Source organism: Bacillus sp. PSXD-155, from assembly GCF_049310765.1.
GTDB classification, from domain to species: domain Bacteria; phylum Bacillota; class Bacilli; order Bacillales; family Bacillaceae_G; genus Bacillus_A; species Bacillus_A cereus.
The window spans coordinates 155,929-167,956 of record NZ_JBMOWC010000002.1 but is presented as its reverse complement, the minus strand read 5'-3'; the positions used below and the strand labels follow the sequence as shown (position 1 = coordinate 167,956).

Genomic DNA, 12,028 nt, shown 5'->3' with positions numbered 1-12,028 from the left:
GAAAGCCTGCAGTGTAACAGCTGCAGGCTTTTTTATGATTATTGCATTTCTTTTTAAGAAAATATATCTATACTCAATGCTGTTACTTAAAGAGAACATCACGAATTATAATAGAATGAAGAAACTGTGGATGTAAAGAGGGCAGAAGCACATATAGATCGAGAGCGTTACATCGTCCTTTGAAAACTCGGTGTCACGAAAAAAGAAATGAAAAAGGCAATCGCAAAACAAATGAGATTTATCTTCTTTATTCCTTTAGTAGTTGGTATAATACACACTTTATTTGCACTAAAAGGATTAGCGACAGTTATTCCGTATGAAATTGCAGTTCCGTTACTAATTAGCATCGGTGTGTATAGTGTTATTTATATTGGTTATTATTACTTAACGGTTCGTTCTTATTTTAGGATTTTTTGTTTATTTCACACTAATAAACAAGGTGGATATTACACTTTGTTTACAATGTATTTTTGTATAAATATATTGTAATTTGTTTTGAGTGATTATGAAATAGAAAATGGAAAAGTGTCGATAAATAGTCGGAGTAGGTATTTTTTCTTTAAAATCTTATGTTCTTTAGTTGAGTTTCTTTTTAGAATTCATTAGATTTTTAATAAAAGTGAGTAGTGCTAATTAATAGGTAGTATAAATCTTGAAGTGGAAATAACTAGAGGTTAACGTAGAGTAATATATATTAGAAACACTTGCTACATATTTCTTAAGAATTTCAAAAAAGATTAGTAGAATGTGCTTAGTCATTCAGCTTTGCTTTTTTATTACCCAAAAATATTGTAGTGATTTAAAGTGAAAAGGGAGCATATTAATGGAGACACAAATCGTTATTGGAGTACCTGGTTTATGGAAAGATAGAACAGAATTAATACAAGAAGTTGTGAGTAAAAGTAACTATATATTAGCGGGAAATGTGATGCACCATAAGGAGAAAGAGATTGGCTTTGAAATTGATATATATGAACAAGACCCTTCTTTGAGAGAGGCTTTCTTCTATGCAGGTGGTGAGCGTTTTGATGAAGAATTGCTTCAGGAGTTGGAGAAGCATACTTATACAGTGTATGTTATTGCAAAAGTTGACGATACAGAGAGATTACAAGAAGTAATTGATGTAGGAATGGAACTTTTAAATGCAGGTGGACTTGCTTTAAAAGTTGAAACAGCAGGTGTGGCTTATTCGAAAGAAGAATGGCAAGAGCTTGCAGAGGATAAGGAAATCTTCCCGATGTATTCGCACCTTGTAACTTTAGTTGGAGATGAAGAGGACGGTTATTATTCATGTGGAATGCAAGCATTTAATCTACCAGACGTTGTTTTAGACGGAGGGATAGATCCGGAAGTAGCTGTAGATTTATTAAATGATTTTAACCTACATAATATATTGGAAAAACCTAATTTGAAAGATGGAGATACAATTAGTTTCACAGAAGATGCTCCAGTGTATCGTTTATCTCATTATATAGATAATCGTTATGAACAAGAGGATCCATTTTATAATCCGTGTGGGGTATGGAAGTTAGAGAGTGCTTCGGCAAAGAAATCTATCTTTCAAAAATTGGGGAGTGTGCTAAAAGGATGGAAAAATACATAAAAGAACAGAGGAGTATATGTGATAAATATAAAGCGGAGTATGTAGAATCTCCGAATGACTTGAAATTAGGAATAGCGCAAAATGTGAAAGATGGTATTGTTCCGATTAATGGGTTACGAATGCCTATAGAAAACGGAACGACAGGTTGGTACATTTGGGCTGGTGAAGAAATGGGGACAGAAGAAGATTTCTTTCTTCCTTTACATGTTCAACATATTGATGAATGGGCACCTGAAATAAAGAAGTATTTAGGGTTACCACCTGGTTGGAGATTTTTAATTGCTGGAGATTACGAGGACGTGTGGTATGATCCGAATTTACTTAATGAGGAGTTAGAAGAAGATTCAGATGCATGGGAAGAAAATATGCTACAAGAGTATGGATGGTACATGCATAGCATATTAGCAGAAGATATTGATGGCATCCATGCTAATTATCATACGCATGGTCTAAGAGATAGCTTTAATCATCAAGATTTACAAATAGCATTAAATATGGATCCTGAAGTCGCGCATAGTGTTTTTTGTACCATAATAGAAGAAATAAAGAGCGGAAAAAAGTTTGAACAAGGGATTGAGTATACGAATATTATTGAAGGATATCCCATTATTATGAAGTCTTTCGCAGAGATGGATCGAGAAGTTTTGAGGGTTTTATTACCTGATGAAAGAGGGATTCTTCCTACGAGGCCAGAGTGTGATGAGTGTTATAAGACTCAATTGGATGATATTGAGGAGAGTTGATAAAAAAGAGCTTGAAACTATTCAAGCTCTTTTTTTATCACTATTTATGTCCTAAAATATGCTCAATCTCATGCAAACTTAATTTACTTGCCTTAGCAATCGTTTCAAGTGGTATACCAAGATCATACATATTTTTAATCATTTGAATTTTTCCCTGCTGAACTCCTTCTTTTCGACCTTTTTCAATGCCTTTTTCAATGCCTTTTTTAATTCCTTGTTTCATCCCTTGTTCCATTCCTCTTTTTATTCCTTCTGTCTCTGCATGGGCGAATTTTGCTGCTTCATCCATTAAAACTTTCTCCCTTGCGTCATAGGCTTGCCGGAAAGAAGAATCTTGACTCATACGTTCCCATTTATTTATCGCTTTTTGTAAAATAGGATCTTCGTTCATAGCAATATCCTCCAATAGTTTAGTTAAGTGCTCATCCTCATTTGCTGAAAGCAATAAAAGCCAACGAACAAATGGATCTTTCCACGGATTTACTTTTTCTTCATGCCATTGTTCAGTTAACTTTGGAATTTCTATAATGTGGATTTCTATGTCTTCACTCAGGAGTTTTTGTTGTTGTGTATTCCATAATATGCTCGTTGTATGGAAGGCTGGGTGTTCCGAAAACATTACGAAGTTTAGTAAGTTTATGGTGATGGTTTTGTGAAGTGCACTGTAGGGCATCCCTTTTTGTAGTTGAGATGTGTATAGTCTTCCCCAATAATATAAACTGCGTTTAACCATATCGTGATTATTATTGAGTTGTATTTCTACATTGACTTTTGTTCCTGTGTCTAATGTTGCTGAAATGTCTAAAATAGATAACTTATCCTCTTCATATTCCCTGTGTAAATGTGGATCTTCTAGTTGTAGAGAAGCAATGGGCGACTCTAAAGACTCTTGTAACATAGCATTTAAAAATGCAATTAGAATATCTTCGCTACCATTCGTACCAAACAATTGTTTAAATGCAAAATCAATGCGTAAATTAACTAATTGTTGGTTGAACAAAGTTTGTCCTCTCCCTTATATGAAGGTACTTCTTTCCTTCATTGTACATAAAAAGAACTAGAGTATGCAAACAAGCCATTCTTCTATTTTTTAGTAGTTTTATTAGAATGTCACAGGTAAGTATGGTTATGTTATACTCTAGTGAAATTAAAAAAATATTTTTGTTTATATCGGGGTGAAGATGATACATATGCAAAAAGATATTTTAAAACTATTAGATAAAAAGCAAAGTAACTATGAATTTCCTGCCTTTGATAATGAATATATGGATATTTCACAAGTGAAATTCTCTCTTTTCTTTAAAGATGCTAAGGATTGGCTAATGGTGTTTCAAATTGTGGGTGTAGGTTCATTAGGTGTATGTAATGATATTCAAGTATATGGCGATAGAATTACTCATTCAATGGGTGATGATTGCATTTTACAATTAAATAATGGCGATTATGAGTTGTTTGATGATGAAGGTGAATTTATACCGAATATTTATAACGGCAGTTTAAAAATTCGCGAGCATCATTTTGAATATGAATTTACAGAAGAAGATTATATAAATAATGGAATAGAAGTACAAACGACAGAGCATTATCCAACATACTTCATGCGTATGCTTGCTACTAATGAGGAAGCTCAAAAATTATTGTGGTGGGATAAAGGAGAAATTTTAGAAGAGTTCGGTTTAGAAGGCGACTGGGAAGTAGCGTATGAAACGGAAGAATGGAAACATGTTGAAGACGAAAAAGTAAGTGAAAATGAATTCTTCCAATCAGTAGCCTCTGCAATAGAGAAGAAAGATCCAAGTGTTATTGTGAATGAAAATGCTAATACGCATTGGAGAAATTGGGTAGAGTTTGATTGTGACTGAAAAGGATAGGAGAAAGAATAACAAATGAAAAGAAGAAGAAAATCCGGAGAAAAAGTACAAATGCATCGTTTTGCACTACCTCTATGCTACGGAAGTGAAGCGCCATATTATTATTACGAGGTAGCGCCCCATGAAAGAGAGGGACGCTTCCATTTAACATCGGATCTTTGTGTAATGGATGATGAACATTATTTTATTAGAGGATGTTTAGAGATTCCTATCATTGACTACCACGAAAATTTCATATGGACTGTTTGGGTATCACTTAGTAAAGAAAGTTATGATGAAGTATTAGAAAAGTGGGATGAGAGAGGCCGAGAAAATAGTGATCCTTATTTTGGTTGGTTATCTGTAGAAATACCATTTTATCCAGAAACATTAAATTTAAAAACAAATGTACATATAAGAGAAGTTGGAACGGCACCGTATGTTGAATTAGAGCCAACCGAGCATCCTTTAGCAATCGAACAAAGAAATGGAATTACTTTAGAGAGAGTTAAAGAAATACAAGAAATGATTCAACGACATAGCTAGATTAGAAGAGAAAAAAACGAGTGCTAGCACTCGTTTTTTTCTTTACACAACCGCAGGATTATAAATCATCGTAAAGTGTCCTGTTAATAATTCAATGTGACAAGGTGTATGAAGCGAACTTTCTCCATCTGTATCTACTTCTTTTTCTTCTTTCGTTTCAATATGAATGGATTTCGCTTTTACGTGGAAGATGTCATTTTCATTTGAATCCTCGAATAGTTTCTTTCCGATGTAATCTTTAAATGCTTGAATACCTGTTGATTTGACTACGAAAATATCAAGTGTTCCGTCATCACATTTAACGTTCGGAATAAAGGATGGAATACCACCAAGATATTCACCATTTCCAACCATGACAAGGACAGCTTCGTCTTCATATACTTGTCCGTCATAAGTAATTTTTACTGGGAATGTTTCAGCATTTTTTACGGTTCGAATTGTGCTTAAATAGTAACCGATTTTACCAAGCTTTGCTTTTTCTTCTGCATCGATATTGTTTGATACTTCAGATACGAGTCCAATGCCCCAGAAGTTTAAGAAATGTTGTTCATTTGCTTTTGCAACGTCAACTGGTTTTACGTGTTCCTTTGTGATAAGTTTTGCTGCTTCTGCGATGTTTTGCGGAACGCCTAGTGTGCGAGAGAAATCATTGCAAGTTCCGCCTGGAATAATTGCAAGTGTAGGTCTAGTTTCAAGAGGTGCTAAGCCATTTGTGCATTCAAATACTGTTCCATCACCACCAAAGACGATAATTAAATCTACTTTACTAGCAAACTCTTGGCAATATTTTGTTGCATCACCTTGTTTTTTCGTATGAAGGATATGTAGATCAGGGAAAGCTGCGGCAAGAGGTGGTACGATTTTCGTTAAATTTGTATGTAAGTCACCTTGACCAGCTTTCGGATTTACGATGAGGAGTACTTTTTCAAATTTTGTCTTTGTCATTTTTATTCTCTCCCTTTGTCTTTTACGAATCGTGATAGAAAATAAACCTCCATCAGTAATTGATGGAAGCTTATTTTATTATATTACTCCGTTACAACTGAAGCGATAAATGGTAAGTTACGATATTTCTCAGCACAGTCGATACCGTAGCCAACGATAAATTCGTCTGGAATTTGGAAGCCAACATACTCAGCTGTTAAGTCTACTTTACGACGTTCTGGCTTATCAAGTAATGTACAGAACTTGAGTGCCTTTGGTTTATGCATAAAGAAGTGGTCTTTTAGAAAATGAAGTGTTAAACCAGAATCGATAATATCTTCTACAACAATTACGTTTTTCCCAGTAATGTTTACGTCGATATCTTTTAGTAGTTTCACTTTTCCTGTTGTTTCTGTTTGATTTCCGTAGCTAGATGCAGAAATAAAGTCAATTGTTACATCATTTTTGATGTGACGAATTAAATCAGCAGCAAATACGAATGAACCTTTTAATACTGCGATAACTACGATTTCTTCTCCTTCAAAATCACGTTCGATTTGAAGTGCTAATTCTTTAACTTTTGCTTGTAATTGTTCTTCAGAAATTAAAGTGTCTTTTATTTCAATATTCATTGTAATCCTCCTACAGTGTAAAACTTGCGAACATTTCGACTGTAAAGGATAGAATGGAAAAAGTCAAAGGAGATAGTAATTTTTTACAAAGATAACGCCAAAATCATCTGATGATATGATATACTAAGTGTATTAAGAAAACGCTTCCATAAAGGGTGAATATGATGAAGAAGAAACAGTACACAAGTGTAACATTTATAAAAGCATTACTTTTAACAATTGTTCTTGGCCTGTTGGCTTACGTAATTGATGTACCTGCGATTCGTATTTCATTAATTGGAATGACTTTAGTGTTAGGAGCAATTTCGCACGGTATGATGTCGCAGCTAAAAGAAGCTGGACTTGATGATATGAGAAATCATATAGATAAAAAGTAAGAAACCTTCATTATATAGAGTGAAGGTTTTTTTGTTTCTTACAAAAATGTAAGGTAGTTGTAAGGCAAATCGATAGTTGCATAATAGCATTTTGGATAAACTATGGGTGTAAGGTAAAAGGCAAGCATATTTTAGGTAAATTAAGTTTTAGGCACTCTATATGTGAAAAAGGAGTAGGAGGGCATGGAGAAACGTTGGACGACCTTTTCTTTTTTAGCGACTAGTAACACCGTAATGCTAGATGGAAAAATGGATTTTTTGCACTTGTTTGATCGTGAAGATGATCATTCTTCTTCTAAATTTACAATGAAATGGAATAAATGGAGCGAGAGTTGTAAGATTGAAGAAGAGGCCCCTAACGAAGAGCAAAAGATTATTTTAACAAACCCTATTAAAGCGTGGGTTGTTCAACGTCGTAAGTGTAACGTCAAAAATCACTTCAAGAAAACTGAGCCGAGACAATTAGTTATCGCTCCGGCCCGTTCTACTTCCAAATCACGCGAAAGTAACATGTAAATAATTGAGACACACACCCGAAAAAAACATCGTACATATTGCGATGTTTTTTTCTTTTTCTACAATGAAATCTTTAAATGAAATATATTTCATCTGCATCTTATATTTATATCTCTTGCTTATTCTAGTAATACATCCGATGCGAGTTGATGTGAATAAAATATAAGGAGAGAATGAAAATGAAAAAGAGACTATTACCAATTTGTGCAATGGCACTTTTAGCAGTAGGATATTCTTCAGTAGCGAGTGCAGATACTGGAACAGTAACAAAGGAAGAAGCGCAAGTGCAACAAGATAAAGCTAAAAAAGAAGAAGCAATTAAGGAACAGCAAAAAAGTGAAGTAGAGAAAAAGCAAGTGGCACAAGTACAAGAAAAAAATGATATGGCTAAAAAAGAAGAAGCAATAAAAGCTGAGAAAAAAAGTGAAGAAGAGAAAAAGAGAATAGCGCAAGAACAGTTAAAAAACGATATAGCCAAAAAAGAAGCAGCGATAAAAGCCGAGCAAAAGAATGAAGTAGCTAAAAAAGAAGTAGCAAAGCCAGTTGTACAAGGTGAAAAATTACCAAATACAGCATCAAATAATGTAGCAATGATGGGATTAAGTGCATGTCTTGTAGCGGTAGGTACATTATTTGGTTTGAATCGTCGCAATAAGATTAAAGCGTAAATAAAATATTTTCCTATAAAGAATGGGATAATTTCATATATTAAAAATGGTAGGTTACTCCTACCATTTTTGGCATGGAGGAATGAAGAATGAAGTTACTCAATTATATCGGTATCATATTGATGGCTATAGGGCTATTCATGGGATCCTATTATGCTGTGGAATGGTATAAAGGAAGAAGCTCTGCCGGGCAATTAACGGCAGAAGAAATAAAGAGTCTTAAAAATATACAATATACTCAACTTTCTCGTGAAACACCTGTAACTTCTCAAGTGCCTTCTTCTCAAACAGAACATAAAGAAGGAGAAAAGGTAGCGATGTTAAACATACCAAAAATAAAGAAGAAGTTTTCTATATATTGGGGAGCGGATGATACGACTTTGAAAAAAGGAGTGGGTATGTTCGTTAGTAATTTAACGACAACCCCATCTGGAGGGGGACATACTGTACTGAGTGGACATCGAGATACTGTATTTACAGATTTAGGGGAGTTGAAAGAAAAGGATACCCTTGTTTTAGAGTATGATAATAAAACGTACACATATGAAATTCAAAAGACATGGATTACTCATGCGGATGATCGTACTGTTATTATAAAAAAAGAAGAACCGATATTAACACTGACAACTTGTTACCCATTTGATTATATAGGGGATGCACCAGATAGATATATTATCGAGGCGAAGTTAACTGGCAGTTATTCAAAATGAAATTATAGTTTTTGAAAGCAGGAGGGGGATATATCAGTTATGTCAAAAAACATTTTAATTGTTGAAGATGAAGACATATTACGTGAAATATTAAAAGATTATTTTTTAAGTGAACAATATGTAGTGTTTGAAGCGAGGGACGGGAAAGAGGCTTTAGTTGTATTTGAAGAAGAAGAGGTTGATTTAGTTATTTTAGATATTATGTTGCCAGAACTCGATGGATGGTCTGTTTGCCGAAGAATTAGGAAGACGTCTGAGGTGCCTATTATTATGCTGACGGCGCGCGTAGATGAAGACGATACGTTACTTGGTTTTGAACTTGGGGCAAATGACTATGTGACGAAGCCGTATAGTCCGCCAATTTTATTAGCAAGAGCGAAAAGGTTGTTAGAAAGCAGAAAAGTGACAAAGCAACTTTTAGAGAATGAAGATGATACATTATCAATCCACGATATTCACGTTCATTTTCCGTCACGCACTGTTACGGTAAATCGAACTGATATTAATTTAACACATACAGAATTTGAAATATTAGCGTATTTCATGAAAAATCAAGGAATCGTTTTAACGCGAGAACAACTCATTTCAAGAATTTGGGGATATGAATTTGCTGGCGATGATCGAACGGTTAATAGTCATATTCGTAATTTAAGAAATAAATTAGGAGAGAAAGCAAAGTACATTACAACTGTAGTACGAACTGGTTATAAATTTGAGGGGAATATATGAGAAAAGGAATTGTACTAAAATTATTTACTCTTACAACAGCATTATGTATGTTGATTTTAGCGACGATATTTATTGGACAAACGATATTTTTTAAACAATATTATGCGAATCGAAAAGTGGAAGATATTAAAGTGAATTTAAATTCCTTTGAGAAGAATTATTTAAACTACACAGGAAACGTAGAAGGAATTCAGAAACTTGAGCAAGACTTTTTAAGAGAAAATAATACGTGGATTACGACATTAGATAACAACGGGAATTTAAAACATGCAGATGATTTTTATTTTGAAGTAACGATAGATCGTAGGCAACAAAAGAGCTTTGGACAACAAATATTCAAAATTCCTTTATACAATCTCGTCAATATAGAAGAGATTGATAATAAATCATCAGATCAGTTTCTAGGCCAAGGAATTTATTTTTCTGGAGTGAAAAAAGGAGATAGTTTTATTCCATTCTCTTTCTCGTTATCTAAGCAGAATTTAAGTGGATCTAATAAACCGTTAGAAAAAGCATTTAAGGAGAAAATGAGTAAATTAGATGAGGAGAAAAAGAAAGCAGCTGAGGAACAAGTAAGTAAGGAAAAGAAGCCGGCTGTTCAGGAGCAAGCTGCCCAAGAACCAGATGCTTACATAGGTGGGTTTGTTACAAAAGTACAGTTTCCAGATGTAAAAGGTCCTGTGAATCCAATTTATAAAAATACTTTATTTTTGGATAGTATAAAAGAATTTCAAACGGATGTATTACTAAAAGAGAGTAATCAAATAGAGTATTCAACAAAGACAATGGACTATGAAAAGAATGATATAAAATATAAATTATTAATGAAACCAATAAAAGAAAAAGATGGATCAGTAACATATATTTATGCGATGGCTTCTTTACAGCCCGTAGATGAAGCTGTACAAATGGTGCAAGATTATTACATCTATATCATTGCATTTGTAGTCGTTCTTATTTTTTTAGCTTCGTTTTATTATTCAAAACAAATTGCAAAACCGTTATTAAAAATAAATGATACGACGAAGAAAATAGCACAATTAGATTTTACAGAAAAAATACCGATTACTTCAAAAGATGAAATTGGAGATTTATCGAAAAATATTAATGTGCTATCAAATAAACTCCATTCGCATATTGGGCAGTTAGAAGAAGATATTGAAAAGGAAAGAAAGTTAGAAAAGACGCGAAAAGAATTCATTTCTGGTGTTTCACATGAATTAAAAACACCGCTAAGTATTATGAAAAGCTGTATTTCTATTTTAAAAGACGGGGTAGCTGAGCATAAAAAGGATTATTATTTTCAGGCGATGGAGAGAGAAGTAGACAAAATGGATACGTTAATTTTGGATATGCTTGAGTTAGCTAAATTTGAATCTGGTACATATAAAATGAAAAAGGATTCGTTTTATATTGATACAGTAATTGAAGACATATGTGAACATCTATCTGTGGAAATAGAGAAAAAAGAGCTTCGTGTTCATAAAAATATATGTTCATTTGAAGTGATTGCAAATCAAGGCCGGATTGAACAAGTCATCGTGAATTTCATTACGAATGCCATACGTTATACACCAAATAAAGAAGATATTATTATTTCTACAATAGATGAGAAGGATCGTATAAAAGTGTGCATTGAAAATAAAGGTACTCACATTGAAGAAGAACAATTAGATAAAATTTGGGATCGTTTTTATCGAGTGGATACAGCTCGTCAGCGTTCACAAGGTGGGACGGGGCTTGGGCTTGCCATTTCAAAAAATATTTTAGAACTACATGATACTGAATATGGGGCAGGAAATACAGAAGATGGTGTGTTATTTTATTTCTATTTACCGAAAAAAGCGTAGAAAATATGATCTACGTTTTTTTAAATTATTTTCATATTATCTTTACCTAATCTTTATTTTTAATCAGTATAATTTGTTTAGAATATGAGGTTATGTAAGGAGTCGATGAACCGTGCATAGCAATTGGCTAAGTATAATGGTATTTATTTTCTTTTGCGCATTTATTGTATTTTTAATTAATATTACGATATGAAAAAAGAGCGCTCATTAAGCGCCCTTTTTTTGTGTATTCATTTGATAAGCACTGATGCTTTTGAATAAGCGTGGTGAAGTGATAAATAAAAATATAAGTAAAACGGTACATAGAATATAGGAACCAATCATTGTACTACCGTTAAATATTAAAGAATATAGGAAAGCCGATTGGCCTTTTGGTGCATATTGTCCCCAGAAAATGATACCAGCGATAAAGTGACAGAAGTAACGAGCTAGACTACCGATAAAAGTAGCGACGATAATGTATCCAATTACTTTCTTTCCTTGGTTTGGTTTTGATGAAGGTGTGTCTTTACGGCTACCTAAATTTGATTGTTCTTCGCTATTTTCATTTGACGCTAAAAGCGCCTTTTGAATTGGACGATAGAATAAACCAGCAAATCCAATGAATGCGAAAGCAACAAAGTATTCAATTAATACTTGAATTGGTGTGACGATAATGGCATCGCCTACGACAATTTGTAATAATCCCCAAATTAAGCCTCCTAAGAAAGCCATTTTGAAGCCCCAGCGGTATGCGATAATAAAAATAGGAATCATAGCAAATGAAATGGAACCGCCTGTTGCTGATATTTTGATTGAAAGTGGTAAAATGTCGATGACCAAGGCGAAGGCTGCAAGAATAGCAGATTCGATCATCGCTTGTAAATTGGTGTTACGCATG

At 33.8% G+C, this 12,028-nt stretch carries 14 protein-coding genes and 1 pseudogene; 11 read left to right on the top strand and 4 right to left on the bottom strand.

Annotated elements, in window-relative coordinates; all coding sequences use genetic code 11:
* Nucleotides 1-144: 144 nt before the first annotated feature.
* The 3 genes and pseudogenes from ACO6VI_RS02350 to ACO6VI_RS02340 form a co-directional block, all read left to right on the top strand.
* A pseudogene (locus ACO6VI_RS02350) lies at nucleotides 145-411 on the top strand (ABC transporter permease); the annotation flags it as partial.
* A gap of 412 nt (nucleotides 412-823) precedes the next feature.
* On the top strand, nucleotides 824-1,603 hold the full coding sequence (locus ACO6VI_RS02345; protein ID WP_065485473.1) for a DUF4261 domain-containing protein: 780 nt from the start codon (nucleotides 824-826) through the stop codon (nucleotides 1,601-1,603).
* The gene (locus ACO6VI_RS02340; protein WP_078994623.1) at nucleotides 1,588-2,346 is read left to right on the top strand and encodes a DUF4262 domain-containing protein; all 759 of its coding nucleotides are present in this window, start codon (nucleotides 1,588-1,590) and stop codon (nucleotides 2,344-2,346) included. The genes ACO6VI_RS02345 and ACO6VI_RS02340 overlap by 16 nt, the downstream gene beginning before the upstream one ends.
* Before the next feature lie 40 nt (nucleotides 2,347-2,386).
* On the opposite strand, the gene ACO6VI_RS02335 is transcribed toward ACO6VI_RS02340, so the two are convergent.
* On the bottom strand, nucleotides 2,387-3,346 hold the full coding sequence (locus tag ACO6VI_RS02335; RefSeq protein ID WP_088322476.1) for an Rpn family recombination-promoting nuclease/putative transposase: 960 nt from the start codon (nucleotides 3,344-3,346) through the stop codon (nucleotides 2,387-2,389).
* A 190-nt stretch (nucleotides 3,347-3,536) separates the two neighbouring features.
* Between ACO6VI_RS02335 and ACO6VI_RS02330 the strand changes: the two genes are divergently transcribed.
* On the top strand, nucleotides 3,537-4,208 hold the full coding sequence (locus ACO6VI_RS02330; RefSeq protein WP_001168096.1) for a DUF7003 family protein: 672 nt from the start codon (nucleotides 3,537-3,539) through the stop codon (nucleotides 4,206-4,208).
* Between the two features lie 24 nt (nucleotides 4,209-4,232).
* On the top strand, nucleotides 4,233-4,742 hold the full coding sequence (locus ACO6VI_RS02325) for a DUF2199 domain-containing protein (protein WP_098356071.1): 510 nt from the start codon (nucleotides 4,233-4,235) through the stop codon (nucleotides 4,740-4,742).
* Between the two features lie 42 nt (nucleotides 4,743-4,784).
* Here ACO6VI_RS02325 and ACO6VI_RS02320 read toward each other — a convergent pair whose 3' ends face one another.
* On the bottom strand, nucleotides 4,785-5,687 hold the full coding sequence (locus ACO6VI_RS02320; protein WP_098236117.1) for a diacylglycerol/lipid kinase family protein: 903 nt from the start codon (nucleotides 5,685-5,687) through the stop codon (nucleotides 4,785-4,787).
* 83 nt (nucleotides 5,688-5,770) lie between these two features.
* Nucleotides 5,771-6,298, bottom strand: coding sequence for a hypoxanthine phosphoribosyltransferase (gene hpt, locus ACO6VI_RS02315; RefSeq protein ID WP_001019295.1), 528 nt, complete (start codon nucleotides 6,296-6,298; stop codon nucleotides 5,771-5,773).
* Nucleotides 6,299-6,459: 161 nt separating this feature from the next.
* Here hpt and ACO6VI_RS02310 point away from each other — a divergent pair, with 161 nt between their 5' ends.
* From ACO6VI_RS02310 to ACO6VI_RS02285, 6 genes are all read left to right on the top strand, one after another.
* Entirely contained in the window at nucleotides 6,460-6,675 is a 216-nt protein-coding gene (locus ACO6VI_RS02310; protein ID WP_002081963.1) for a hypothetical protein, read from the top strand.
* Nucleotides 6,676-6,858: 183 nt separating this feature from the next.
* The gene (locus ACO6VI_RS02305; protein WP_058839673.1) at nucleotides 6,859-7,191 is read left to right on the top strand and encodes a hypothetical protein; all 333 of its coding nucleotides are present in this window, start codon (nucleotides 6,859-6,861) and stop codon (nucleotides 7,189-7,191) included.
* Between the two features lie 179 nt (nucleotides 7,192-7,370).
* Nucleotides 7,371-7,859: an LPXTG cell wall anchor domain-containing protein gene (locus ACO6VI_RS02300; protein ID WP_098356072.1), complete on the top strand. Its 489-nt coding sequence runs from the start codon at nucleotides 7,371-7,373 to the stop codon at nucleotides 7,857-7,859.
* A gap of 89 nt (nucleotides 7,860-7,948) precedes the next feature.
* The gene (locus ACO6VI_RS02295) at nucleotides 7,949-8,569 is read left to right on the top strand and encodes a class D sortase (protein ID WP_000771598.1); all 621 of its coding nucleotides are present in this window, start codon (nucleotides 7,949-7,951) and stop codon (nucleotides 8,567-8,569) included.
* Between the two features lie 39 nt (nucleotides 8,570-8,608).
* Complete coding sequence (locus tag ACO6VI_RS02290; protein WP_000041862.1) at nucleotides 8,609-9,298, top strand: response regulator transcription factor; 690 nt, start codon at nucleotides 8,609-8,611, stop codon at nucleotides 9,296-9,298.
* Nucleotides 9,295-11,148 (top strand): sensor histidine kinase, encoded by a 1,854-nt coding sequence (locus ACO6VI_RS02285; RefSeq protein WP_001225360.1) that lies wholly within the window; start codon nucleotides 9,295-9,297, stop codon nucleotides 11,146-11,148. Before ACO6VI_RS02290 ends, ACO6VI_RS02285 begins: the two co-directional genes overlap by 4 nt.
* Nucleotides 11,149-11,355: 207 nt before the next feature.
* Here the strand turns inward: ACO6VI_RS02285 and thiT are convergent, their stop codons facing one another.
* On the bottom strand, nucleotides 11,356-12,027 hold the full coding sequence (thiT, locus tag ACO6VI_RS02280; protein WP_097961168.1) for an energy-coupled thiamine transporter ThiT: 672 nt from the start codon (nucleotides 12,025-12,027) through the stop codon (nucleotides 11,356-11,358).
* Nucleotide 12,028: the final 1 nt, after the last annotated feature.